The following is a 24,200-nucleotide window of genomic DNA, read 5'->3' on the forward strand; positions in this document are numbered from 1 at the left end:
GGCGGCTCAGCGCGCCGCGCGCAGCCGGCGCGTGGTCATGAACAGGATGAGGGCGGTCACGCCGATGAGCGTGATCATGATGGGCAGCGGCAGCGCCGAGCCGGTCAGAAGCCGGCCCATGGCCAGCCCGACGCAGGCCGCGAAGCTCATCTGGCAGATGCCGAGGAAGGACGAGGCCGCTCCCGCGCGTTCGGGAAACGGCATCATCGCCGCGGCCTGGCCCTGCGGCATGGTCAGCCCCACCCCCGCGGCATAGATCGCCATCGGCGCCGTGATCTCGAGCGATGAACCCGTGCTGATGGCGGTGAGCGCGAGCATCGCGATGCCTCCGCCCGCCAGGCACATGACGCCGAGCCGGATGACGCCGTCGAGCCCGATCCGCCTGACCAGCTTCTGCGCGATGATGGTGCCGCCGATGAAGCCGAGCACGCCGAAGCCGAAGGACAGCCCGAATTGCACCGGCGAAAGCCCGTAGACATTCATCAGCACGAAGGACGAGCCCGAGATGAAGGCGAAGAGCCCGCCATAGGCAAGGCTCACCAGCCCGACATAGACCCTGTAGGGCCGGCTCGTCAGCAGCACGCCGAAGCCCTTGAGGATGGCGAGGATGGAGAGCGGCTCGTCGAGCTTGCGCCGCAGCGTCTCGGGCAGCGCCAGCGTGATCCACAGCGCAAGGCAGCTTGCGAAGAAGAAGGATGCGATGAAGGTCGAGCGCCAGCCGAAGGCGCCGTGCAGCACCCCGCCCAGCACCGGGGCGATGGCGGGCACCACGCCCATGATCATGCCCATGCGCGCCAGCTCCTGGCCCGCGCGCGGGCCCTCGTAGAGATCGCGCACCATGGCACGGCCAAGCACGATGGGACCGGATGCGCCCAGCGCCTGCACGAAGCGCGCGCCGATGAGCATCTCGATCGAGATGGCCAGCGCGCAGGCCAGCGTGGCCAGCACGAACAGGGCCAGGCCCGCCAGCAGCACCGGCTTGCGCCCCATCCGGTCGGAGAGCGGCCCGTAGACGATCTGCCCGGCGGCAAACCCGAACAGGAAGGCCGACAGCGTGGCCTGCGCGCCCACGGTGCCGGCATCGAAGGCGCGCGCGATATCGGGAACGGAGGGCAGGTAGAAGTCGGTCGCCAGCGGCCCCAGCGCCGTCAGCATGGCGAGCGTGGCCGTCATCGCCAGCGTTTCGGGGCGCAGCTTGGTCATGAGGCGTCAACCGCAGCGGAAGGGGTCAAGAGAATGGCCGGGCTTTGGGCCCGGCCATATGTCAATTTCAGCGCATTACAGAACAAAGCAACTCAATTACGGCGCGGACGGCGTTCGCGGCCGCCGCGGTCCCCGCCTTCGCGGCGTGGACGCTCGGTGCGCTCCTCGCGCTCCTCTTCCGGACCTTCGCCGCGCTCGGCGCGCTCGGCGTCACGCTGGGCCTTCAGCTTCTCGGTGATGTCCTCGCCCGTCTCCTGGTCGACGACCTTCATCGAGAGGCGGATCTTGCCGCGCTCGTCGAAGCCGAGCAGCTTGACCTTGACCTTGTCGCCTTCCTTCACGACGTCCGTGACCTTGGCGACGCGGTTGGCGGCGAGTTCGGAGATGTGGATCAGCCCGTCCTTGGCGCCGAAGAAGTTCACGAAGGCGCCGAACTCCATGGTCTTCACCACGGTGCCCTCATAGATCACGCCGACCTCGGGCTCGGAGACGATCGACTTGATCCATTTCTGGGCGGCCTCGATGCACTTGGCGTCCGAAGAGGCGATCTTGATGGTGCCGTCATCCTCGATGTTGATCTTGGCGCCGGTCTTCTCGACGATCTCGCGGATCACCTTGCCGCCCGAGCCGATGACTTCGCGGATCTTGTCGACCGGGATCTTCATCGTCTCGATGCGCGGGGCGAACTGGCCCAGCTCCGAGCGGGCGGAGGTCAGCGCGTTGGCCATTTCCTGCAGGATGTGCAGGCGCCCATCCTTCGCCTGGCTGAGGGCGACCTTCATGATCTCCTCGGTGATGCCGGCGATCTTGATGTCCATCTGCAGCGAGGTGATGCCGTTCTCGGTGCCGGCGACCTTGAAGTCCATGTCGCCGAGATGGTCCTCGTCGCCCAGGATGTCGGAGAGCACCGCAAAGCGCTCACCTTCCAGGATGAGGCCCATGGCGATGCCTGCCACGGGGCGCGTCAGCGGCACGCCCGCATCCATCAGCGCCAGCGAGGAACCGCAGACCGTCGCCATCGAGGACGATCCGTTGGACTCGGTGATCTCGGAGACGAGGCGCAGCGTGTAGGGGAACTCGTGGTGCGGCGGCAGCATCGGCCGGATGGCGCGCCAGGCGAGCTTGCCATGGCCGATCTCGCGGCGGCCGGGCGAGCCCATGCGGCCCGTCTCGCCCACGGAATAGGGCGGGAAGTTGTAGTGCAGCAGGAAGGTTTCCTTGCGGGTGCCCTCCAGCTCGTCGATGTACTGCTCGTCATCGCCCGTGCCGAGCGTGGCCACGACCAGCGCCTGGGTTTCGCCGCGGGTGAACAGGGCGGAGCCGTGGGTGCGGGGCAGGACGCCGACTTCCGAGACGATCTTGCGCACGGTGCGCACGTCGCGACCGTCGATGCGGATGCCGTCATCGAGGATGTTGAAGCGCACCACCTTGGCCTGCGCGTCCTTGAACACGGCCTTGACCTGGTCCTTGTCGAAGTGCGGCTCGGCGCCTTCGGGGAACAGGGTCGTCATGACCTTGTCCTTCACGGCGTCGACGGCCTTGTAGCGGTCCTGCTTGGTCGTGATCTTGTAGGCCTTGCGCAGATCGGCTTCGGCGACCTTCATCAGGGCGGCCTCAACGGCGGAATGATCCGGCGCGGTGTAGTCGCGCGGCTCCTTCGCGGCCTTCTCGGCGAGGCGGATGATCGCGTCGATCACCGGCTGGAAGTGCTTGTGGCCGAACATCACGGCCTGGAGCATGATGTCTTCGCTCAGTTCCCTGGCTTCCGACTCGACCATCAGCACCGCATCCTGGGTGCCGGCGACGGTCAGGTCGAGATCCGATTCCTTGATCTCGGCCGAGGTCGGGTTGAGCTTGAGCTGGCCATTGACATAGCCGACCTTGGCCGCGCCGACCGGGCCCATGAAGGGCACGCCAGACAGGGTGAGGGCGGCGGAGGCGCCGATCATGGCCGGCACGTCAGGGTCGTTCTCGAGGTCGTGCTGGAGCACGGTCACGATCACCTGGGTGTCGTTGCGGTAGCCATCGGCGAAGAGCGGGCGGATCGGCCGGTCGATGAGACGGGAAATGAGCGTTTCACGCTCGCTGGGCCGGCCTTCGCGCTTGAAGTAGCCGCCCGGGATGCGCCCGGCGGCGAAGGCCTTTTCCTGGTAGTTCACGGTCAGGGGGAAGAAGTCGATCCCCGGCTTGGGCTCCTTGGCGGAGACCACGGTGGCGAGCAGGACCGTCTCGCCATAGGTGACCATCACCGAGCCGTCGGCCTGGCGGGCGACCTTGCCGGTCTCGAGGGTCAGCTTGCGGCCGCCCCAGATCAGTTCTTCAGTCTGGATATCGAACATCGTGCTTTCAGCTTTCATCGCGGGCGCGATATGAGGCGCGAACCTTATCGGCAGGGCCGGCCGCCATGGGCAAGACGGCGAACCACTGGCGCTTCCAGTGCTTTGCGATCCTGTCCATGGACGCCGCCGGCCCGCGCCGAGGCGGGCCTCCGGTCAAGTGCCAGGGCATGTGCGCGCCCTTCGGCAGCAACCCTGGTGGGGAAATGGCAAGGCGCATGCGCGCCTGGCCAAAAGCGAAAGCCCGGGATGCGTCAGGCGCCCGGGCCTGGAGGTCGATCAGCGGCGTATGCCGAGCTTCTCGATCAGGGTGCGGTAGCGCGCTTCGTCCTTGCCCTTGACGTAGTCGAGCAGGGAACGGCGCTGGGACACCATCTTCAGCAGGCCGCGACGCGAATGGTTGTCCTTGACGTGGCTCTTGAAATGCCCGGTCAGGTTGTTGATGCGCTCCGTGAGGATCGCGACCTGGACTTCCGGGGAGCCGGTGTCGCCGGCCTTGGTGGCGTATTCGGAAACGAGCGCGTTCTTGCGCTCTGCCGTGATCGACATCGATCGTCCTTTCAGCAAGGGTTTCGGGGATTCGGCCTGGCCGGGATGTCGTCCAGCAAGGTCGTGATGCGGCGCCCGGAGGCTCCGACGCGCTGGCCTATAGGCGAAACCCGCCCTCTTGGCCAGCGAAATCCCGCAAGCGCGTCATCCGGGCGCTCCCGGATGGCCTTCAGCGCGCCAGTTCGGCGATAACCCGCCGCACGAAGGCCTCGCCGGCGTGCATCTGGCTGACCGCGATGAATTCATCCGGCTGGTGGGCCTGCGCGATGTCGCCGGGGCCGCACACCACGGTCGACCAGCCGACCTGCTGGAACTGGCCGCCCTCGGTGCCATAGGCCACGACATGGCTGCCATTGTCGCCTGTGATGCGGCGCGCCATCCGCTCGGCCTCGCCATCCGCTTCGGGCCTGAGCGGCGGGATGGAGCTCAGCAGCTCCACATCCACGCCTGCCTTGTCCCAGCGCGCCTTCATCGGCGGCTCGATCACGTCGCGGATGTAGGCGAGGTAGCGCGCATGATCCTCCATCGGGTCCTCGGGCGGGATCACCCGCCACTCGCCCACGAACTCGCAGCGTTCGGCGGTGATGTTGGCGGCCGTGCCCCCCTTGACCATGCCCGTGTGGAAGGTGGCGTAGGGCGGCACGAAGGGCGTCGCCGGGTCGGCGTCGGCCCGGCGCTTGTCCATCTGGTCCTCGAACCAGGTGATCAGCCGGGCGGCGGTCATCACCGCCGAGACGCCGAGGTCCATCCGGCTCGAATGCACGGCATAGCCGCGCACCGTGGTGCGCACGCGCGTGCCGCCCTTGTGGCCGGTGACCACCTGCATCATCGACGGCTCGCCTACGATCACGGCCGAGGGCCTGATGCCCTGGCGCACCATCTCGTCGATCATGAAGGGCGCGCCGTAGCAGCCGATCTCCTCGTCATAGGACAGGGCCAGATGAACGGGCCGCCTGAGCCCGGCCTTCAGCATCTCGGGCACGAGCGCGAGGCCCAGCGCGTTGAAGCCCTTCATGTCGCACGAGCCGCGCCCATAGAGCCGGCCATCGCGCTCGGTGAGCGTCCATGGGTCCGAGGTCCAGTCCTGCCCAGCCACCGGCACCACATCGGTATGTCCGGAAAGCACGACGCCGCCATCCACGCTGGGCCCGATCGTGGCGAAAAGGTTGGCCTTCTCCCCGTCGGGGCTGGGCACCAGCTGCGACTGGACGCCGTGGCTGGCGAGATAATCCCGCACGAAATGGATGATGTCGAGATTGCTCCGCTGGGACTCGGATGGGAAGGCCACGAGCCGCGCCAGCATTTCGATCGGGGTCATGTGCATGGATTCGATCCTGTAGGCCCCAAGGCGTAGCGCCCGGGCGTGCTTGACACAAGCCGCGCCGCAAAGCTGGATGGCGCGGCCACGCCCTGAGGTCATGCTTGCCATGCAATTCGACGTTACCCTTGCCGACATCGAGGCTGCCCGCCAGCGCATCGAGGGCCGCGTGCGCGAGACGCCTGCCTACGCCAGCGAAGCCGTCTCGGCGCGCCTCGGCGCACCCGCCATGCTCAAGTTCGAGAGCCTCCAGCTGGCAGGCTCGTTCAAGGTGCGCGGCTGCTTCAACAGGCTGCTGACCCTGACGGAGGCCGAGCGGGGGCGGGGGGTCGTCACCGTCTCCGGCGGCAACCATGCCATCGCCGTCTCCATGGTGGCGCGTGCGCTGGGGGCCCGCGCTCTGGTGCTGATGCCCAGGACCGTGGCGCCCTTCAACATCGCGCTCACCAGGGCGGCAGGGGGGGAGGTCGAGCTGTGCGAGGACGCCATCGCCGCCTTCGCCCGCGCCGATGATTATGCCGCCGGCGGGATGACCAATGTGCATTCCTATGATGACCCCCACATCATCGCGGGCCATGGCACGCTGGGGCTGGAACTGGCCCGTCAGGCCCCGGGGCTGACCCATCTGTTCATATCGATCGGCGGCGGCGGCTTCGCGGCGGGCGTCGGCGCGGCCATGAAGGCGCTCAATCCCGCCCTGCGCATCATTGGCGTCGAGACCGAAGGCGCCACGACGATGACGCAGGCCCTGGCGGCCGGCGCGCCGGTGCCGATCCGCCCGACCTCGATCGCCCGCACGCTCGGCGCGCCCTTCGCCACGGAGCGCACCATGGCTGCGGCGCGTGCCTTCATCGACGAGATCCTCGTCATCCCGGACCGGGACGCTGTGGCCGAGCTGCTCTGGCTGCTCCAGGAGGAGCGCGTGCTGGTCGAGCCCGCGGCCGCCTGCGTCCTGGCGGCGGCGGTCGCCCGGCGCGGCATCCTCGATGCAGGCGCGCGGCCCGGCCTCATCCTGTGCGGATCCAACGTGGCGCTGGGCGATGTCGCGGCGTGGAAGGATACCTTTGGCCTGTGACCGCGCATCCGTGACGGCAGCGCCCTGCCTGCGCTCAAAAGAAGTCTCAAGATCAGGCGGCCGGAGCGCTGGACCTCAGGCTCAAACGGCGCTTAACTGTCGCCAGGCCGGATTGTTCAAATCCGGCGCCGTCCTTTCCGCGGAAAGATGGCAATCAGTCCAACAGGGAGAACACCCGATATGCTTTCCAAGCGACGGTTCATTTCATTCGCCGCGCTCGCCGCTGGCCTTGCCATGGGCGCCAGCCCTGCCTTTGCGCAGCAGACGCTGCGCTGGGCCTTCCAGGGCAACCTCAACACGCTCGACCCATACGGCATCAACGAGACGACCACGCTCGGCCTGCAGGGCAATGTCTATGAAGGCCTGACCCGCCGCGGCAAGGACCTCAAGATCATCCCTGGCCTCGCGGAGCGCTGGGAAGTCCTCGACAATGGCCTGCGCTGGCGCTTCCACCTGCGCAAGAACGTCAAGTTCCACAACGGCAATGACTTCAACGCCGACGACGTGCTGTTCTCGGCCACGCGCGTGCTGGCCAACAACTCGCAGCTCTCGAGCCGCCTCTCCGGCAGCCCGGAATTCGTGAAGGTCGATGACTTCACCGTGGACGTGAAGCTCAAGACCCCGAACCCGATCCTGCATTATGCCTGGGACACCTGGTACATCATGGACAAGGAGTGGACCGAGGCGAACAACGCCGCGATTCCGCCCGCCCCCCAGGCCACCACGCCCGGCTTCGCCACCATCAACGCCAATGGCACCGGCGCCTTCCGGATCACCGAGCACCAGCTCGGCGTGCGCACCGTCTTCGAGAAGCACCCCAACTGGTGGGACAAGGCCGAGCACAATCTCGACCGCGTCATCTTCACGCCCATCACCTCGGCCCCGACCCGCGTCGCCGCCCTGCTCTCGGGCGAGGTCGACGTGATCGATCCGGTGCCGCTGCAGGACGTGCCGCGCATCAACGCCTCGGCCAATGCCCGCGTGCTCGAAGGGCCCGAGGTCCGCACCATCTATCTCAGCTTCGACCAGATGCGGCCCGAGCTGACGGCCTCCTCGGTCAAGGGCAAGAACCCGTTCCAGGACGTGCGGGTGCGCAAGGCCTTCTACCAGGCCGTCGACATCGAGGCGATCCGCCGCCAGGTCATGCGTGGCGCCGCCACCCCGGCCGCCTCGCTGATCTCGCCGCTCTTCTTCCCGCAGATCAGCCAGATCCAGCGTCACCCGTTCGATCTCGCCGCCGCCAACAAGCTGCTCGACGATGCCGGCTATCCGCGGCAGGGCGGGGCCAATGGCGTCCGCTTCGAGGTGGACCTCGACTGCCCCAACGACCGCTACGTCAATGACGGCCCGATCTGCCAGGCCGTGACGGCGATGCTGGCCCGCGTCGGCATCAAGATCAATCTCCTGGCCGTGCCTCGGGCGCAGTTCTTCGCCAAGATCAACTCGCCCATCTACAACACGCCCTTCTACCTGCTGGGCTGGACCCCGGGCACAGGCGACGCGCACAACGTGCTCATCGACCTGATGCACTCCCGCAAGCCTGACGGCTCGGGCGGCCGCGGCCAGTTCAACAATGGCGGCTACTCCAATGCCCGCGTCGACGCCATCACCGATCTGGTGCTCGTCGAGGTGGACACCGCCAGGCGCGACGCGCTGATCCTTGAGGCCTTCAGGATCCTGCATGAGGAAGTGGGCTACATCCCGCTGCACCAGCAGGCCCTGGCCTGGGGCGTCGCCAAGAGCGTGGAGCTGACGCAGCGGGCCGACAACCAGCCGCTGTTCTACTGGGCCAGCAAGAAGTGATCATCGGGCCGTGGGCAGGCAGGTTCCTTCGGGCCTGCCTGCTGCGGCCTCACTGATAGCGGGTGGCGGCCCGGCGGGCCGCCACCCGCGCCTTTTTTGCGGCATCCGCGCAGGCGGGCCCGCACAGTTTTCCGGTCGAGGACCCAACGGCATGCTCGCCTTCATCATCCGGCGCATCGTCCAGTCGCTTCTCGTGCTTCTCACGGTGGCGCTGATTTCCTTCTCGCTCTTCCGCTTCGTGGGCGATCCCACGCAGCAGATGGTGGGTCAGGATACCTCACTGGAGGAGCGCCTGCAGATCCGCAAGAATCTCGGCCTCGACGATCCGGTGATCGTGCAGTTCGGCCGGTTCGTCGGCAACGCGGCCCTGTTCGACTTCGGCAACAGCTACCAGAACCGCCAGCCTGTCTCGAAGCTGATCGCGGAGCGTTTCCCCGCCACGATGGAGCTGGCCTTCATCTCCGCCCTGTTCGCGCTGTTCGTGGGGATACCGATGGGGGTCTACAGCGGGCTGAGGCCCCAATCGGCGCTGGCGCGGCTCTTCCAGATGATCTCGCTGATAGGGATCTCGCTGCCCACCTTCCTGATCGGCATCCTGCTGATCTTCGTGTTCTCCGTTTCGCTGGGGCTGCTGCCCTCCTTCGGGCGTCAGGGCGTGGTGCAGGTCGGAAGCTGGTCGACCTCCTTCCTGACCTGGGAAGGCTGGCGTTCGATCATCCTGCCCGCGATCACGCTCGGCCTGTTCCAGATGACGCTGATCATGAGGCTCGTGCGCTCGGAGATGCTCGAGGTGCTGCGCACCGACTACGTCAAGTTCGCGCGGGCCCGCGGGCTCAGGGCGCGGACCGTGCATTACCGGCATGCCCTCAAGAACACGCTGATCCCGGTCATCACCATCACCGGGCTGCAGGTGGGTTCGATCATCGCCTTCGCGATCATCACCGAGACGGTGTTCCAGTGGCCGGGCATGGGGCTGATGTTCCTGCAGGCCGTGCAGAGCGTCGACATCCCCATCATGGCGGCCTACCTGCTCCTGGTCGCCACCTTGTTCGTCCTGATCAACCTCATCGTGGACCTGCTCTACGTGGCGGTCGATCCCCGCATCCGCATTGCCGGAAAGGCGGCCTGACCCATGCAGATCACCCCGGAAGACGCCCGCTCGGCCACGCTTCCCGCACGCGATGCAGGAGGCGGCTTTGCGCGCAGGCTGCTCGACTCCGATCTGTGGCACTCCTTCACCCGCTCATGGGTGACGATGGCCGCCTTCATCGTGGTGGCGCTGCTGATCGGCTCCGCTGTCTTCGCGCCCTGGGTGGCGCCGAATGACCCGTTCAACCTCGAGACATTGAGCCTGCTGGATGGCGGCAAGCCGCCCTTCTGGCACGCTGAAGGGGAGCTGCGCTTTCCGCTCGGCACCGACCAGCAGGGGCGCTGCGTGCTGTCCTCCATCCTGTTCGGGATGCGCTCCTCGCTGATCGTCGGGCTGTTCGGCGTCGCGCTGGCCGGCGTGATCGGCATTACTCTGGGGCTGTTGGCGGGCTATATCGGCGGCGCGGTCGATGCCGTCATCATGCGGGTGGCGGACGTGCAGCTCACCTTCCCCGCCATCCTGATAGCTCTGCTGATCGACGGCACCATGCGCGCGCTGGTGGGCGCGGCCAGATCCGAGCTGCTGGTCTTCTGGGTGCTGGTGATCTCGATCGGCCTGTCCTTCTGGGTGCAGTATGCCCGCACCGTGCGCGGCTCCACCATGGTCGAGCGCAACAAGGAATATGTGCAGGCCGCGCGGTTGATCGGGCTGTCGCAGTCCACCATCCTTTTCCGCCATGTGCTGCCCAACGTGATCGGCCCTGTGCTGGTGATCGTGACGATCAACCTCGCTCTGGCCATCATCACCGAGGCGACGCTCTCCTTCCTGGGCGTCGGCCTGCCGCCGACCGAGCCCTCGCTCGGCACGCTGATCCGCATCGGCAACGAGTTCCTCTTTTCCGGCGAATGGTGGGTGGTGATCTTCCCGGGCGTCACGCTCGCGGCGCTGGTCATCGCCATCAACCTGCTCGGCGACTGGCTGCGCGACGCGCTGAACCCCAAGCTTCGGTGACCCGCCGCCAGAATATGCAGAGCGCGGCGGCCCTGACATCAGCTTTGCCGCGTCTTTGCACCATCTGGCGCGTGACATGCGTATTTGAGCGCCCTAGTCTATGACTTTGGTCCCCAGATCCAGAGAGGGGCCGGGAGGTTCGAGAGAAAAGCCATGAAACCATTCAACACCCTTGCGGTCGCGGGCGCCCTGATGGCCGCGACTTTCCTCACAAGCGTCGCGGTCGATGCCAAGACGCTGCGCTGGGCCCGCTCGCAGGATGCGACCACGCTCGATCCGCATTCGGGCAACACCGGCCCCAACCACGTGCTCGCCCACAACATCTACGAGCCGCTGGTCATTCGCTCCTTCGACGGCAAGCTGACCGGCGCCCTCGCCGTGTCGTGGGCGGTGCTGCCGAATGATCCCAACACCTGGGAGTTCAAGCTCCGCCCCAACGTCAAGTTCCACAACGGCAACGCCTTCACCGCCGATGACGTCGTGTTCTCGATGAAGCGCGCGCTCAAGCCTTCTGCGGACATGAAGTCGCTGCTCGTCTCGGTCACGGACATCGTCAAGGTCGACGACCTGACCGTGCATTTCAAGACAGGCGGCCCGAACCCGCTGCTCGTGAACAACCTCACCAACCTGTTCATCATGGACAAGGAGTGGTCCGAGGCGAACAACGCCGCCGATCCGCAGAACCTGCGCGAGAAGGTCGAGAACGGCGCGACCCGCCAGGCTGTCGGCACCGGCCCCTTCCAGCTCGTCACGCGCGAGCCTGACGTGCGCACCGTGATGCGCGCCTTCCCCGGCTACTGGGGCGCGGCGGAGGCCAATCACGGCATCACCGAGATCGTCTATCGTCCGATCCCGGAAGCGGCGACCCGCGTCGCAGCCCTTCTCTCCGGCGAGATCGACTATCTGCAGGACGTTCCCGTGCAGGACATCGCCCGGCTCCAGACCTCGCCCGGCATTCGCGTCAACCCCGGCCCCGAGAACCGTCCGATCTTCCTCGGCATGAATATCGGCCTGCCCGAGTTGCGCTCCTCCGACGTCAAGGGCAAGAATCCGCTGGCCGACGTGCGCGTGCGCCAGGCCATCAACACGGCCGTCAACCGCGAAGCCATCCAGCGCGTCACCATGCGCGGGCAGTCGACGCCGCTCGGCGTCATCGCGACGCCGTTCATCAACGGCTACACCAAGGAGCTGGACACCTGGCCGAAATATGACGTCGCGGCCGCGCGCAAGCTGCTCGCCGATGCCGGCTATCCCAACGGCTTCACCATCACGCTCCACTGCACCAATGACCGCTACGTGAACGACGAGGGCATCTGCCAGTCCGTCGTCTCGATGCTGGGCCAGATCGGCATCCGCACCACACTGGTCGCGCAGTCGCTGCGGGTGCACTTCCCCGCCATCCAGCGCGGCGAGTATGATTTCTACCTGCTGGGCTGGGGCATCCCCACCTTCGACAGCCACTATGTCTTCAACGACCTGTACCGCACCAAGACGCCGACAGCCGGCACCTGGAACGGCACGGGCCTGTCCAACGCCACGCTCGACGCCCAGATCGACAGCCTGAACTCCGAGATCGATCCGGCCAAGCGCAACGCCACGATCGCGGCGATCTGGAAGTGGATCAAGGAGAACGACGTCTACGCCCCGATCCACATGCAGTTCATCGCCGGCGCCATGCGCTCGGAGTGGAACATCCCGACCGACGTCGAGAACACGCCGAAGATGCGGTTCCTCAACGCCCGCGGTTCGTGAGCTGAGGCAACCTCCGGGGCCGGGGTGGGCGCTTGCAGCACATCCCGGCCCTGGTCTTTCCGGCCCCAGGGCCAACCGATGAACGCGAGCCCTCCATGCTGGCCTATATCCTGAGAAGCCTGACGCAGGCGACGCTCGTCATGTTGGCCGTCGCCTTCATTTCCTTCTCCATGTTCCGCTATGTCGGCGATCCGGTGGCCTCGATCGTCGGCCAGGACGCGACCTTGAAGGATCGTCAGGAACTCAGCGAGTCGCTCGGCCTCAACGATCCCTTCCCGCTCCAGTTTGCGCGCTTCCTCGGCAATGCCCTTCAGGGCGATTTCGGCATTTCCTATCGTCAGGGCCGTCCCGTCGTGGATCTGCTCGTCGAGCGGCTTCCCGCCACGATCGAGCTGGCCATGCTCTCCGCCATCTTCGCGCTGATCGTCGGGCTTGCGCTTGGCATCTATGCCGCCCTCAACCGGCGCGGCGTCATCGCCAATCTCGTCATGAGCCTGTCGCTCATCGGGGTGAGCCTGCCGACCTTCCTCATCGGCGTGGGCTTGATCTTCCTGTTCGCCGTCACGCTGCGTTGGCTGCCCTCCTTCGGGCGGGGCGATGTTGTGGCTTTCGGCTGGTGGACCACGGGCCTGCTGACCGAATCGGGCCGCAAGTCGCTGATCATGCCCGTGCTCACGCTGGGCTTTTACCAGCTCACCCTCATCATGCGGCTCGTGCGGGCCGAGATGCTCGAGGTGATGCGCACCGAATACATCAAGTTCGCCCGCGCCCGCGGCCTCTCCGACAGCGCCATCAACTTCCGCCATGCGCTGCGCAACACCATGGTGCCGGTCGTGACCATCACGGGCCTGCAGCTCGGCTCGGTCATCGCCTTCGCCATCGTCACCGAAACCGTGTTCAACTGGCCGGGGCTCGGCGCGCTCTTCGTCAAGTCGGTCGAGGTGGTCGACATCCCCGTGATGGCGGCCTACCTGATGTTCGTCGGCCTCGTCTTCGTGGTCGTCAACCTCATCGTGGACGTGCTGTATTTCCTGGTCGATCCGCGCCTGCGGGGCGGCTCCATCGTGCCGGCCCGATGAAGACAGGATCACACGCGTCATGACCGATCTCGCCGCCGACAAGAAGCCAACCGAGCACAGCCCCGCCGCGCCGCCGGCACGGCGCCTGAAGCTGACCATGCGCGAGCGCATCGCGCTGTGGCGCGACAGCGATCTGTGGCTCTCGTTCAAGTCCTCCCCGGTCGCGGTTGTGTCCGCCGCCTTGACGCTCATCATCATCCTGATGGCGCTGTTCGCCGATGTGCTGGCCCCGCAGGATGCCTTCGATCCCGTGGCGCTCAACCTGCTCGACGGCTTTGCCCATCCGATGGAGCGGGGCGCGGGCTCGGGCATGCTGTTCATCATGGGCTCGGACGAGCAGGGCCGCGACATCTTCTCGGCGCTGTTCTACGGCACGCGCCTGTCGCTGATCGTTGGCCTCGCCTCGGTGGTGTTCTCGATGGTGGTGGGCATCGGCCTTGGGCTGATGGCGGGCTATCTCGGCGGGCGCATCGAGATGCTGATCATGCGCGTGGCCGACATCCAGCTCTCCTTTCCCGCGATCTTGATAGCGCTTCTCATTTTCGGCGTGGCGCGCGGCCTCATTCCGCCGCAGCAATATGAAACCACCGCCGTTCTGGTCATCATCGTCGCCATCGGCCTGTCGAACTGGGCGCAATATGCCCGCACCGTGCGCGCCTCGACGCTCGTCGAGCGCAACAAGGAATATGTGCAGGCCGCCCGGCTGATGGGGATCTCGGGCTTCGGCATCATGGCGCGACATGTGCTGCCCAACGTCATGGGCCCTGTGCTCGTCATCGCCACGATCAACCTTGCGCTCGCCATCATCGAGGAGGCGACCTTGTCCTTCCTCGGCGTCGGCCTGCCCATCACCCAGCCTTCGCTGGGCACCCTCATTCGGTCGGGCCAGAAATACCTTCTGTCCGGCGAATGGTGGATCCTGTTCTTCCCCGCCATGATGCTGGTCATCCTGGCGCTCGCGATCAACCTGCTGGGCGACTGGCTGCGCGACGCCCTCAATCCGAAACTCCGTTAAGCCACAACCGGGACATGACATGCTTGGGTGCAGACTATCCCACGGACGCAGGCTCCAGCCTCAGGTGAGACCATGAGCGAGCCTGTCATTTCCGTCCGCAACCTGCAGGTGGAGTTCGCCACGCGGCGAGCCACCTTGCGCGCCATCGACGGCGTCTCCTTCGACATCGCCAGGGGCGAGGTTCTGGGCGTCGTCGGCGAGTCGGGGGCCGGCAAGTCCGTCACGGGCGCGGCCATCATCGGGCTGATCGAGCCGCCGGGCCGGATCTCTGGCGGGGAGATCCTGCTCAACGGTCGGCGCATCGACAATCTGCCGCCCGACGAGATGCGCAAGGTGCGCGGCCGCAAGGTGGCGATGATCTTCCAGGATCCGCTGACCTCGCTCAACCCGCTGTTCCGCGTGGGCGAGCAGCTGGTCGAAACCATCCGCACCCACCTGCCGATGAACGAGCGCCAGGCGCGCGACCGGGCCATCGAACTGCTCACGGAAGTCGGCATCCCGGCGCCCGAGAAGCGGATTGATGGCTACCCGCACGAGTTTTCCGGCGGCATGCGCCAGCGCGTCGTGATCGCGCTCGCGCTCTGCGCCGAGCCGGACTTCATCGTGGCGGACGAGCCCACCACGGCGCTCGACGTCTCCGTGCAGGCGCAGATCATCTCGCTCATCAAGAAGCTGGGCCGCGAGCGCGGCATGGCGGTCATGCTTGTCACCCACGACATGGGCGTCATCGCCGAAACGGCCGATCGCGTCGCGGTGATGTATGCCGGCCGCGTGGCCGAGATCGGCCCCGTGCGTGATGTCGTGCAGCGCCCGCTTCACCCCTATGCGAAGGGGCTGATGGGCGCGATCCCGACGCTGGATGCCTCGGCCGAGCGGCTGGTGCAGATACCCGGCTCCATGCCGCGGCTCTCCTCCATCCCGCGCGGCTGCGCCTTCAACCCGCGCTGCGGCCACGCCTTCGCCCGTTGCTTCGTCGACCAACCCGTCGTGCTTCCGGTCGATGGCCGTGGCGTGGCCTGCCACCTGTACGAGACCGAATCCGCCGAGGCGATCCGATGAGCGAGCCGTCCTATGTCGAGGTCCGTGACCTGCGCAAAACCTTCGACGTGTCGAAGCCCTGGCTCAACCGGGTTATCGAGCGCTCACCCAGGCAGTTCCTGAAGGCGGTCGACGGCGTTGATTTCTCGATCCGCAAGGGCGAGACCTTCGCGCTCGTGGGCGAGTCGGGCTCCGGCAAGTCCACTGTGGCGCGCATGGTGGTCGGCCTGCTGGGCCCCAGTGGCGGCGAGGTCACCATCGACGGCGTGTCGATGACAGACCCGAACCAGCGGGCCCGGCGCGCGCAGCTGCGCCGGCGCATGCAGATGATCTTCCAGGACCCTTACGCCTCGCTCAACCCGCGCTGGCGCGTGGACCGCATCATCGCCGAGCCCATCCGCGCCTTCAACGTCATTGATGGCGAGAGCAACATCGTCGCCCGTGTCGGCGAGCTGCTCACCCTTGTGGGCCTTCATCCCGATGACGGGCGCAAGTTTCCGCATGAGTTCTCGGGCGGCCAGCGCCAGCGCGTCGCCATCGCCCGTGCGCTGGCCTCCAATGCCGATTTCATCGTCTGTGACGAGCCGACCTCGGCGCTCGATGTCTCGGTGCAGGCGCAGATCCTCAACCTGATGCGCGATCTCCAGCAGCAGTTCGGTTTGACCTACCTGTTCATCTCGCACAATCTCGCGGTGGTGCGGCACATGGCCAACCGGATCGGCGTGATGTATCTGGGCCGCCTCGTCGAGGTCTCGGATTCGCGCGAGATGTTCGCCCGGCCGCGCCATCCCTATACGCGCATGCTGCTCGATGCCGTGCCGGATCTGGCCATGAGCGGGCGCCAGCGCATTCCCGTGGCCGGGGAAATCCCCAACCCGATCAATCCGCCGACAGGCTGCACCTTCCACCCCCGCTGCCCGCTCGCCAATGAGCGCTGCAGGGCTGAGGCGCCGGTGCCGATCGCGGGCGTGGCCTGCCATGCCGTCGCCGAAGGGCGCATCGCCGCCCAGCCCGTCGCGGCCTGAGGCCGGCTCGCTCCCCCTGCCTCAGTCGGGGCCGGGAAGGACGGGTCGCGCGGCGGCCGGCTGCTCGGCCTCGGCCGGGCGCACGAAGCGCGCCGCTGGCCGGTCGGTGCGGGCCTGTCCGCGTGCCACCGCCGAGGTGATGATGACCACGGCGACGAGCGTCATCAGCCACCAGGCGCGGAAGCTCGCGAGGCCGAGGATGCCGCAGGTGAAGGCCGCCACATAGGCGGCGATGGCCCCGGCCTGCATGACGGGCGCCAGCACCATCACGGCCCGGATCGCGAACCATAGCGCAGCGGCGAAGGACAGCGCGCCGACGACCCCAAGCTCATGCCAGACCACCACGAGGATGGACGGGGGCAGCGGCATCGCCCCGCTCGCCGCATGGGCGCGGACGGCCTCGAAGCCATGGCCGGTGATCAGCTTCACGGGCGCGCGCGCGATGATCTCGGCCCAGATGCGCAGCCCCGTCACCACCGGGTGATCGGCGCCGAGCGCCGGCCCGAGCGCAAGCTGGCCCAGCCAGGCGAAGGCCGGCGCCAGCAGCGTGATGAGTGCGCAGGCGCCCGCCACCATGGCCGCGATCTGGCCTCGCAACGTCACAACAAAGGCGAAGGCCGCCGCCCCGGCCAGCAGGCTGGCGACGAGCACGGTGTCGGCGGTCAGGATGGTGCAGATAGACACTGCCGTGAACAGGGCGAGCGCTCCGCGCGTGCGGCCCCGCCAGAGCAGCCACGCCACGAGCGGGCCGGTGAGGGTGATGATCAGCACCATGCCGCGCACCAGCACTGTCACATCCTCCTCCGCGTCGCCCAGCCCGTAGCCGGTGGCCTGGGTCAGGGCGGCGACAAGCGTCGCCGTGCCGGTCCCCACCGCCAGCGCGTTGAGATTGGCGGCGCGCGCTCGCTCGGGCAGGGATGCGACCGCGAGCAGGCCGAGCACCAGAGCGAACAGGATGTTGCTGGCGCGTTCGAGGCTGCCAACGCCGCGCGGCGCCCAGCTGGTCGAGAGCAGTATCCACATCGTCATGATGCCCAGGGCCAGCGCCGTCGCCTTGACGCTGCGGCGGCGCAACGCCCTCGCCAGACGTTCCGGCTCCGCCAGCAGCGCGGCGATCACAAGCAGCGCGACCGCGATGGGCACCAGCACCACGGCGGCGCGGCGCGATATCATGGCCGCCACGGGCAGCGCCACGCCAAGCGTGAAGAAGCCCATGCGCTGCAGCAACAGCGCCGAGTCCTTTGCCGGGTCGAGCCCGTCACGGCTTCTGAAATCGGGCATGTCTAGCATCCGGGCTGGTCAGGGGCGGGCGGTGACGCCGCAGATCCACCCCCTGACGTGACGATAACCTGAAAAGCCCGGCCCCGTCTGTGGGCTTCGCGCAACAGAAGCCGCCTGAATGCGCACGGCGCGGCCCGCGCGGGACATGACGCGAGCCTCGCGAGGCGCTAGGAGTGGCGCGCCAAAGTTTTGGAGAGCCGCCGCCATGGGCGACACCTCACCCCTGATGCCGGATGCGGCTGCGCAGGCCGCCGAGGCCTGGCCCGATTATCTCGTGCGCCCCGATCCGCTCGATCCGCGCCTGTCGAGCGCGGTGACGGGCATCGACCAGGCAGGCCAGCCGGTGGAGACGCGAGTCATCCACGAAAAGCCGCTGACCCTTTACCTGAACGCCCAGGAGATCGTCACCATGATGACGATCGGCGATCACCCCGAGGAACTGGCCATCGGCTACCTGCTCAATCAGGGCATGCTCAAGGCCACCGACGCCGTCTCCGGCGTGGACGTGGACGAAGAGTTGGGCGTCGTGGTGGTGCGTACCGATGCGCAGACCAATTTCGAGGCCAAGCTCAGGAAACGGACGCAGACCTCGGGATGCGCGCAGGGCACAGCCTTCGGCGACCTGATGGAGGTGATCGAGGGCATTGCTCTGCCGCCCGCCACGATCCGCACCTCATGGCTCTATGCGCTCACCCACAAGATCAACACCACGCCGTCTCTCTATCTCGAGGCGGGCGCCATCCATGGCTGCGTGCTCTGCGCCGAGGACAGGCCCTTGATCTACATGGAGGATGTCGGCCGCCACAACGCCATCGACAAGATCGCCGGATTCATGTTCCGCAACGGGATCGGCCCCTCGGACAAGATCTTCTACACCACGGGCCGGCTGACCTCGGAGATGGTCATCAAGACCGTGCGCATGGGCATTCCGGTTCTGGTCTCGCGTTCGGGCTTCACGGCCTGGGGCGTCGAACTTGCGCGCAAGGCCGGGCTGACCCTGATCGGGCGGGCCCGCGGCCGCCGGTTCCTTGCGCTGGCCGGCGCTGAGCGCATCGTCTTCGATTCCGATCCGGGCTACACGGCCGAGGAAAGCGCCCGCCACAGGCGCAAGGGGGCCGACCGCGATGACTGAATCCCCTGTCCTGGGCCTGCTGCTCGCCGGCGGCCTCGCCCGCCGCATGGGCGGCGGCGACAAGCCGCTGCGCAGCATCGCTGGCCGCTCCATCCTCGATCGCGTGATCGACCGCCTGGGGCCGCAATGCGCGGCCCTGGCGATCAACGCCAATGGCGATCCTGCCCGCTTCGCGCCCTGGGGGCTGCCCGTGGTCGCCGACAGCGTAGAGGGCTTCGCCGGGCCTCTCGCCGGCATTCTGGCGGGGCTCGACTGGGCGGCGGAGCATCGGCCGGATCTGGCCCATGCCGTCTCGGTGGCGGCGGACACGCCCTTCATCCCGCGCGATCTGGTGTCGCGGCTGCGCGCGGCGGCTGCGCGCGAGGGCGCCGCGCTGGCCTGCGCGGCCTCGGGCGGCTGGAGCCATCCCGTCATCGGGCTCTGGCCCGTGGCCCTGCGCGAGGAGCTGCGACACGCGCTCGTGGCCGAGAATGAGCGCAAGATCGACCGCTTCACGGCGCGCTACGGCCTTGCCACCGTGGCCTGGCCGGTGGAGCCGATCGACCCCTTCTTCAACGCCAATGCGCCTGAGGACCTGGCCGAGGCCGAGGCGCTGCTGGAGCGCGGGCTTGACCCTTGAAATGCGGCGAACGCACGGATAAAACCGATTGTAATGGCTGGTCCGCGCCCATGAGGCCTGCCCAAGAATGAAGGAGGTCCCCATGAAAGCCTTTCTCGCCGCCGTCGCCTTCAGCGTCGTTGCCGCCTGTGTCTGGTATGGCGTGCTCGACATGCAGCAGAAGCAGGCGACCGAAGCCTTCGCCGCGCCGTCATCCGTGCGCCTCTGAGCTGCGCCCGCTCGGGAGGAATGGCCGCCTTTCCGGCCGCGAAGCTGAAGAAAAGGGCCGGTTGACTGGCCCTTTTGCGTGAGCGGATCGGCAGCCGGAGCCCCGCCTCGCGCGCTCCGCTTCATTCGATCACGATGCGCGGCGCCTTGCGCACGGCCCCGCCGCTGTCGAGCCCGTCCTTCACCTGCCGCGCGATGGCGAGATAGGCTTTCGCGTGAGGGCTGTCGGGGTCAGAGGCCACGATCGGCCGGCCACTGTCCGAAAGCTCGCGGATCGGCATGGCGAGCGGGATTTCGCCGAGGAACGGCACCCCCAGCTTCTCCGCCTCGCGTCTTGCGCCGCCATGGCCGAATATGTCGTAGCGGTTGCCCGTATCGGGCGCGATGAAATAGCTCATGTTCTCGATGACGCCGAGGATCGGCACCTGCACGCGCTGGAACATCGCGACGCCGCGCCGTGCATCGAGAAGGGCCAGATCCTGTGGCGTCGAGACGATCACCGCGCCGGCGAGCGGGGTCTGCTGCGCCATGGTGAGCTGGGCGTCGCCCGTGCCCGGCGGCATGTCCACCACCAGCACGTCAAGCTCGCCCCAGGCCACCTCGCGCAGCATCTGCGTGATCGCCGAGATGACCATCGGCCCGCGCCAGATCATCGGCGTCTCCTCGTCGATCAGGAAGCCGATCGACATGAGCTTCAGCCCGAACGCCTCCATCGGCGCAAGCGTGCGCCCCTCGACCAGCCGCGGACGACCGGTCACGCCGAAGATCTTGGGCACCGACGGCCCGTAGATGTCGGCATCCATGATGCCGACCTTCATGCCGAGCACCGAGAGCGCCACGGCGAGGTTGGCGGCCGTCGTGGACTTTCCGACGCCGCCCTTGCCGCTGGCCACCGCCACGATGTGCCTGATGCCTGGCACCCCTGCCGCCTTGGGCGTGGGGCCGCCGCCCGCGGCCTGGGCGCGCGCCGCCTGGGCCGGGCTGGGTTTGGCGGGCGCGCGGTCCGCCGTCAGCGTGACGAAGGCCTGCTGCACGCCGGGCAGGCCCTTGACCGCGCTCTCTGCAGCCTGGCGCACCGGCTCCATGGCTGAGGCCTCGGTCGGATCGATCGCGATGGCGAACATCACCTTGCCGCCATCGATCACGATGTCGCTGATGCGGCCCGAGCCGCCGAGCGGCTGGCCGCTGGCGGGCAGCTTCACGAGTTCGAGGGCTCGCAGGATCTCGGCTTGCGTCGTCATGGCTTCAACCTCGTGCGAAGCGGGGATACAGCAAATGGGCGATGGCGGCGCCGGCCGCTCAGCGCTTGCGGATCTCGAAAATGGCGCGGCCGTCGCGCTCCCGGCTGGCTTCCATGGCGTCGCCCGTCTCCCGCACCAGATTGGGAATGTCGATCACCGCCATCGGATCGGTGCAGGTCACGCGCAGCAGGACGCCAGTCTCGAGCCCTTTCAGCGCCTTGCGCGTGCGCAGTGCGGGAAGCGGGCATTTGAGGCCGCTGAGGTCGAGCTCGATCGCATCAGGCATGGGCGTTGCAATCCTGCGACGGCAGGGCTGCCGACGTTGCAGCATGTGCCATGGGGCTCAGGCGCCCGCAACCATCCTCGTCAGGGCGCGGCGCGGCCTGTCAGCGCCTTGGGCGCCAGTTGCCGGGCGGGTGGCCCACCGGCCGGAAGCCGAGCGCAGCGCCCGGCTCGAAGAAGCCGTCCGCGCGCTCCAGCAACCGGCCCCGCGCCGTGGTCCAGTCCGTCTTCTGCCGCTTGGCCGCGGCGAGCTTGCTCGACCGCTCGGCCTTGGTCGCCACCTTGGCGCGCTCGCCCCGCGCCTTGGCGAACCGGGAGAGCGAATCCGGCGCCACGCCGTTGATGGCGATGCGCGTCGCGCCCTTGCCATGGCGTTGCACCAGCGCGAAGAGCTTGGCCGCATTGGCCGGGTGCAGGCGCACGCAGCCATGCGAGGCGGGCCGCCCGAGCCGGCCGAGTTCGGTGGTGCCGTGGATTGCGTAGCCGCCACGGAAGAACACCGCATTGGGCATGGCCCCGCCATACTTGCGCGAGTACCAGCGCTTCTCGAGGCGCTGCGGACGATAAACCCCATTGGGCGTGCGGTAGCCCTGACGGCCGGACGAGATCGCCCAGTCATGGCTCTCTCCCGAAGCCGTCCGCACCGTCATGCGCTGGCTCGTGAGATCGACCTTGATGTCGACGCCGGCCGACACGGGTCCTGACAGGCCCAGCCATGCGAAGGCCACCAGGACCATGGCAAGGAAACGACGCGACATGCTCCACCTCATGCTTGCGGGACTTGCCCGGAAAGCCGCACTCCACTGACGGGCTAGTGAAAGGTCTTTTGGCCTTGAGGTAAAGCGGCAAGCAAGATCGTGGTTTCCGCGACGTCTTTGCGCCTGGCTGGGACTCAGACCGGGGGCGTGCCGTTGAGGCCGAGCACCTCGCCCGCAAGGTAGAGCGAGCCGCAGATCAGGATACGCGGCGGGCTGGGCCACGGCCGCTGCGCGATGGCTTCCAGCGCGGCCGGAACCGACGAGCAGGGCTGGGCGCTGAGGCCGACGCTCTGCGCCTGCGCCGCCACATCCTCGGGCTGACGCGCCGCCTGCTGGCCGGGGATCGGGACGGCGAAGACGTCTCGCGCCAGCCCTGAGAAGGGCTTGAGCACGGCGGCCGTGTCCTTGGTGCCGAGCATGCCCACGATCATCACCAGCGGGGCAGGGTTGCGGTCGTGCAGATCCGCCATGGCCTCGGCCAGCACGCGGCCGCCATCGGCATTGTGCCCGCCATCGAGCCAGAGCTCCGCGCCGGGCGGGCACAGCTCCGCCAGACGCCCGCGCGCGAGCCGTTGCATGCGGGCGGGCCATTCGGCGCTGGAGAGCCCCGCCTCGAACACGCCGTTGCTGAAGTCATAGCCAGCGGCCCGCAGCCCCGCGATGGCGGTTGCCGCATTGATGTGCTGGTGCCGGCCTGCAAGGCGCGGCAGGGGCAGGTCCATCAGCCGGTCCTCATCCTGATACACCAGCCGGCCGGCTTCCTCGTGGATGTGAAAATCCTGCTGGCCGATCCAGATGCGGCTGGCGCCCACGCGCTCGGCCTGGGCCTCGAGCACGGCGGCAGGCTCCGGCTCCTGCGGCGCGATCACCGCTGGCGCGCCGCGCTTGAAGATGCCGGCCTTCTCGCCGGCGATCTTGGTGACAGTGTCGCCCAGATACTCGGCATGATCCATCGAGACGGGCGTGACGACGGCGGCGGCGGGATGGGCGATCACGTTGGTGGCGTCGAAGCGGCCGCCCAGTCCCACCTCCAGAAGGAGAACATCGGCCAGATTCTCGTGAAACAACAGGAAGGCGGCCGCCATGGTGATCTCGAACACCGTGATCGGCGCGCCCTGATTGGCCGCTTCGCAGCGCGCCAGCGCGTCGACGAGGCGCGCTTCGTCCACGAAGCGCCCGCCGCCTTTCTGTCCAAGCCTGATCCGCTCATGGAAGCGCACGAGATGGGGCGATGTGTAGACATGCGCCGTCAGCCCCGCGCTCTCGAGAATGGCGCGCATGAAGGCGACGGTCGATCCCTTGCCATTGGTGCCGGCGACATGGATCACCGGCGGCAGCGCCATATGGGGCGAGCCCATCGCGCCGAGCAGGCGCTCCACGCGCCCGAGCGAGAGGTCGATCGACTTCGGGTGCAGCGCGAGGAAGCGTGCGATCAGCGCATCGGATGAAATCGCCATCGGCGCCGGGCCGCTCGATCAGGCGGCGTCGGGCAGCGCTGGCTGCTTCATCAGAAGCCGCGCCAGGCGCGCGATGGTGGGCCTGAGCGCATGGCGATGCACCACCATGTCCACCATGCCATGATCCTTGAGGTATTCAGCACGCTGGAAGCCGTCTGGCAGCTTCTCCCGTATGGTCTGCTCGATCACGCGCGGCCCGGCAAAGCCGATCAGCGCGCCCGGCTCGGCGATGTGGATGTCGCCCAGCATGGCGTAGGAGGCCGTGACCCCGCCCGTGGTCGGGTTGGTCAGCACGACGATGTAGGGCAGCCCCGCCTGGCGCAGCCGGCGCGTGGCCACGGTAGTTCGCGGCAGTTGCATCAGGGAAAAAATCCCCTCCTGCATGCGCGCGCCGCCCGAGGCCGCGAAGACGACGTAGGGCGTTCCCTTTTCCAGCGCGGTTTCGGCGCCCTTGATGAAGGCCTCGCCCGCAGCCATGCCGAGCGACCCGCCCATGAAATCGAAATCCTGCACGGCGATGGTCATGGGCTGGGCCTCGATGCGGCCGAAGCCGATGCGGAACGCGTCCTGCATCCCGGTCTTGGCCCTGGCGTCGCGCAGCCGGTCGACATAGCGCTTTTCGTCACGGAAGCGCAGCGGATCGAGCGGCGCCTCCGGCAAGGCCACGTCGAGCCACTTGCCCTCGTCGAACATCATCTTGAGCCGGTCTGCGGACTTGACGCGCAGATGATGATTCGAGCCCGGAATCACCCATTGATTAGTCTCGACATCCTTCTGGAAGACCAGCTGCCCGGAATCGGGGCACTTGATCCAGAGATTGTCCGGGGCCTCACGCTTGAACAGCGTCTTGATCTTGGGCAGAACCCCGTCGGAGATCCAGTTCATGGCGGCATCCTTCCAGAGGGCGCGGTCGCAGCCGGGGCCCTCGC

Annotated in this window: 21 protein-coding genes; 11 read left to right on the forward strand and 10 right to left on the reverse strand. The window is 67.4% G+C overall.

Annotated elements, in window-relative coordinates:
- Positions 1-6: 6 nt before the first annotated feature.
- The 4 genes from HEQ16_02810 to argE form a co-directional block, all read right to left on the reverse strand.
- Positions 7-1,203, reverse strand: coding sequence for a multidrug effflux MFS transporter (locus HEQ16_02810; protein MCO4052986.1), 1,197 nt, complete (start codon positions 1,201-1,203; stop codon positions 7-9).
- Between the two features lie 92 nt (positions 1,204-1,295).
- Positions 1,296-3,542 (reverse strand): polyribonucleotide nucleotidyltransferase, encoded by a 2,247-nt coding sequence (pnp, locus tag HEQ16_02815; GenBank protein ID MCO4052987.1) that lies wholly within the window; start codon positions 3,540-3,542, stop codon positions 1,296-1,298.
- A 276-nt stretch (positions 3,543-3,818) separates the two neighbouring features.
- Positions 3,819-4,088, reverse strand: a complete 270-nt coding sequence (gene rpsO, locus HEQ16_02820; GenBank protein MCO4052988.1) for a 30S ribosomal protein S15 — start codon at positions 4,086-4,088, stop codon at positions 3,819-3,821.
- 169 nt (positions 4,089-4,257) lie between these two features.
- The gene (gene argE, locus HEQ16_02825) at positions 4,258-5,421 is read right to left on the reverse strand and encodes an acetylornithine deacetylase (GenBank protein MCO4052989.1); all 1,164 of its coding nucleotides are present in this window, start codon (positions 5,419-5,421) and stop codon (positions 4,258-4,260) included.
- A gap of 94 nt (positions 5,422-5,515) precedes the next feature.
- Between argE and HEQ16_02830 the strand changes: the two genes are divergently transcribed.
- From HEQ16_02830 to HEQ16_02870, 9 genes are all read left to right on the forward strand, one after another.
- On the forward strand, positions 5,516-6,481 hold the full coding sequence (locus HEQ16_02830) for a pyridoxal-phosphate dependent enzyme (protein ID MCO4052990.1): 966 nt from the start codon (positions 5,516-5,518) through the stop codon (positions 6,479-6,481).
- A gap of 180 nt (positions 6,482-6,661) precedes the next feature.
- Positions 6,662-8,284 (forward strand): ABC transporter substrate-binding protein, encoded by a 1,623-nt coding sequence (locus HEQ16_02835; protein MCO4052991.1) that lies wholly within the window; start codon positions 6,662-6,664, stop codon positions 8,282-8,284.
- Positions 8,285-8,435: 151 nt separating this feature from the next.
- Positions 8,436-9,413 (forward strand): ABC transporter permease, encoded by a 978-nt coding sequence (locus HEQ16_02840; protein MCO4052992.1) that lies wholly within the window; start codon positions 8,436-8,438, stop codon positions 9,411-9,413.
- Between the two features lie 3 nt (positions 9,414-9,416).
- A complete protein-coding gene (locus HEQ16_02845) occupies positions 9,417-10,385 on the forward strand; it encodes an ABC transporter permease (protein ID MCO4052993.1) in 969 nt (322 codons plus the stop codon).
- Positions 10,386-10,538: 153 nt separating this feature from the next.
- A complete protein-coding gene (locus HEQ16_02850; GenBank protein ID MCO4052994.1) occupies positions 10,539-12,137 on the forward strand; it encodes an ABC transporter substrate-binding protein in 1,599 nt (532 codons plus the stop codon).
- Between the two features lie 95 nt (positions 12,138-12,232).
- Positions 12,233-13,216 carry an ABC transporter permease gene (locus tag HEQ16_02855; protein MCO4052995.1) on the forward strand — a complete coding sequence of 328 codons (984 nt, stop codon included), beginning with the start codon at positions 12,233-12,235 and terminating at the stop codon, positions 13,214-13,216.
- Between the two features lie 97 nt (positions 13,217-13,313).
- Complete coding sequence (locus tag HEQ16_02860; protein MCO4052996.1) at positions 13,314-14,231, forward strand: ABC transporter permease; 918 nt, start codon at positions 13,314-13,316, stop codon at positions 14,229-14,231.
- A 72-nt stretch (positions 14,232-14,303) separates the two neighbouring features.
- Positions 14,304-15,290: an ABC transporter ATP-binding protein gene (locus HEQ16_02865; GenBank protein MCO4052997.1), complete on the forward strand. Its 987-nt coding sequence runs from the start codon at positions 14,304-14,306 to the stop codon at positions 15,288-15,290.
- Positions 15,287-16,294 (forward strand): ATP-binding cassette domain-containing protein, encoded by a 1,008-nt coding sequence (locus HEQ16_02870; GenBank protein ID MCO4052998.1) that lies wholly within the window; start codon positions 15,287-15,289, stop codon positions 16,292-16,294. The genes HEQ16_02865 and HEQ16_02870 overlap by 4 nt, the downstream gene beginning before the upstream one ends.
- Positions 16,295-16,315: 21 nt before the next feature.
- Here HEQ16_02870 and HEQ16_02875 read toward each other — a convergent pair whose 3' ends face one another.
- A complete protein-coding gene (locus tag HEQ16_02875; protein ID MCO4052999.1) occupies positions 16,316-17,575 on the reverse strand; it encodes a peptide ABC transporter permease in 1,260 nt (419 codons plus the stop codon).
- Between the two features lie 226 nt (positions 17,576-17,801).
- On the opposite strand from HEQ16_02875, the gene fdhD reads away from it, so the two are divergent.
- Both fdhD and mobA read left to right on the forward strand, forming a co-directional pair.
- Complete coding sequence (gene fdhD / locus HEQ16_02880; GenBank protein MCO4053000.1) at positions 17,802-18,707, forward strand: formate dehydrogenase accessory sulfurtransferase FdhD; 906 nt, start codon at positions 17,802-17,804, stop codon at positions 18,705-18,707.
- Entirely contained in the window at positions 18,700-19,326 is a 627-nt protein-coding gene (gene mobA / locus HEQ16_02885) for a molybdenum cofactor guanylyltransferase MobA (protein MCO4053001.1), read from the forward strand. Before fdhD ends, mobA begins: the two co-directional genes overlap by 8 nt.
- 329 nt (positions 19,327-19,655) lie before the next feature.
- Here mobA and HEQ16_02890 read toward each other — a convergent pair whose 3' ends face one another.
- From HEQ16_02890 to HEQ16_02910, 5 genes are all read right to left on the reverse strand, one after another.
- The gene (locus HEQ16_02890) at positions 19,656-20,774 is read right to left on the reverse strand and encodes an Mrp/NBP35 family ATP-binding protein (protein MCO4053002.1); all 1,119 of its coding nucleotides are present in this window, start codon (positions 20,772-20,774) and stop codon (positions 19,656-19,658) included.
- A 58-nt stretch (positions 20,775-20,832) separates the two neighbouring features.
- The gene (locus tag HEQ16_02895) at positions 20,833-21,060 is read right to left on the reverse strand and encodes a sulfurtransferase TusA family protein (GenBank protein MCO4053003.1); all 228 of its coding nucleotides are present in this window, start codon (positions 21,058-21,060) and stop codon (positions 20,833-20,835) included.
- 100 nt (positions 21,061-21,160) lie between these two features.
- Complete coding sequence (locus tag HEQ16_02900; GenBank protein MCO4053004.1) at positions 21,161-21,769, reverse strand: L,D-transpeptidase; 609 nt, start codon at positions 21,767-21,769, stop codon at positions 21,161-21,163.
- Between the two features lie 179 nt (positions 21,770-21,948).
- Positions 21,949-23,271 carry a bifunctional folylpolyglutamate synthase/dihydrofolate synthase gene (locus HEQ16_02905; GenBank protein MCO4053005.1) on the reverse strand — a complete coding sequence of 441 codons (1,323 nt, stop codon included), beginning with the start codon at positions 23,269-23,271 and terminating at the stop codon, positions 21,949-21,951.
- Between the two features lie 18 nt (positions 23,272-23,289).
- Complete coding sequence (locus HEQ16_02910) at positions 23,290-24,156, reverse strand: acetyl-CoA carboxylase carboxyltransferase subunit beta (GenBank protein MCO4053006.1); 867 nt, start codon at positions 24,154-24,156, stop codon at positions 23,290-23,292.
- Positions 24,157-24,200 lie beyond the last annotated feature (44 nt).

This window comes from Bosea sp. (in: a-proteobacteria) (assembly GCA_023910605.1).
Lineage (GTDB): Bacteria > Pseudomonadota > Alphaproteobacteria > Rhizobiales > Beijerinckiaceae > Allobosea.

What these genes read in the sequence shown, in the direction of transcription:
- HEQ16_02870 (MCO4052998.1), top strand. Translation starts at nt 15,287, where the DNA reads ATGAGCGAGCCGTCCTATGTCGAGGTCCGTGACCTGCGCAAAACCTTC.
- HEQ16_02840 (MCO4052992.1), top strand. Translation starts at nt 8,436, where the DNA reads ATGCTCGCCTTCATCATCCGGCGCATCGTCCAGTCGCTTCTCGTGCTT.
- rpsO (MCO4052988.1), bottom strand. Translation starts at nt 4,088, where the DNA reads ATGTCGATCACGGCAGAGCGCAAGAACGCGCTCGTTTCCGAATACGCC.
- HEQ16_02835 (MCO4052991.1), top strand. Translation starts at nt 6,662, where the DNA reads ATGCTTTCCAAGCGACGGTTCATTTCATTCGCCGCGCTCGCCGCTGGC.
- HEQ16_02910 (MCO4053006.1), bottom strand. Translation starts at nt 24,156, where the DNA reads ATGAACTGGATCTCCGACGGGGTTCTGCCCAAGATCAAGACGCTGTTC.
- pnp (MCO4052987.1), bottom strand. Translation starts at nt 3,542, where the DNA reads ATGTTCGATATCCAGACTGAAGAACTGATCTGGGGCGGCCGCAAGCTG.
- HEQ16_02865 (MCO4052997.1), top strand. Translation starts at nt 14,304, where the DNA reads ATGAGCGAGCCTGTCATTTCCGTCCGCAACCTGCAGGTGGAGTTCGCC.
- fdhD (MCO4053000.1), top strand. Translation starts at nt 17,802, where the DNA reads ATGCCGGATGCGGCTGCGCAGGCCGCCGAGGCCTGGCCCGATTATCTC.
- HEQ16_02895 (MCO4053003.1), bottom strand. Translation starts at nt 21,060, where the DNA reads ATGCCTGATGCGATCGAGCTCGACCTCAGCGGCCTCAAATGCCCGCTT.
- HEQ16_02810 (MCO4052986.1), bottom strand. Translation starts at nt 1,203, where the DNA reads ATGACCAAGCTGCGCCCCGAAACGCTGGCGATGACGGCCACGCTCGCC.
- mobA (MCO4053001.1), top strand. Translation starts at nt 18,700, where the DNA reads ATGACTGAATCCCCTGTCCTGGGCCTGCTGCTCGCCGGCGGCCTCGCC.
- HEQ16_02830 (MCO4052990.1), top strand. Translation starts at nt 5,516, where the DNA reads ATGCAATTCGACGTTACCCTTGCCGACATCGAGGCTGCCCGCCAGCGC.
- HEQ16_02905 (MCO4053005.1), bottom strand. Translation starts at nt 23,271, where the DNA reads ATGGCGATTTCATCCGATGCGCTGATCGCACGCTTCCTCGCGCTGCAC.
- HEQ16_02890 (MCO4053002.1), bottom strand. Translation starts at nt 20,774, where the DNA reads ATGACGACGCAAGCCGAGATCCTGCGAGCCCTCGAACTCGTGAAGCTG.
- HEQ16_02845 (MCO4052993.1), top strand. Translation starts at nt 9,417, where the DNA reads ATGCAGATCACCCCGGAAGACGCCCGCTCGGCCACGCTTCCCGCACGC.
- HEQ16_02860 (MCO4052996.1), top strand. Translation starts at nt 13,314, where the DNA reads ATGCGCGAGCGCATCGCGCTGTGGCGCGACAGCGATCTGTGGCTCTCG.
- HEQ16_02855 (MCO4052995.1), top strand. Translation starts at nt 12,233, where the DNA reads ATGCTGGCCTATATCCTGAGAAGCCTGACGCAGGCGACGCTCGTCATG.
- HEQ16_02850 (MCO4052994.1), top strand. Translation starts at nt 10,539, where the DNA reads ATGAAACCATTCAACACCCTTGCGGTCGCGGGCGCCCTGATGGCCGCG.
- HEQ16_02875 (MCO4052999.1), bottom strand. Translation starts at nt 17,575, where the DNA reads ATGCCCGATTTCAGAAGCCGTGACGGGCTCGACCCGGCAAAGGACTCG.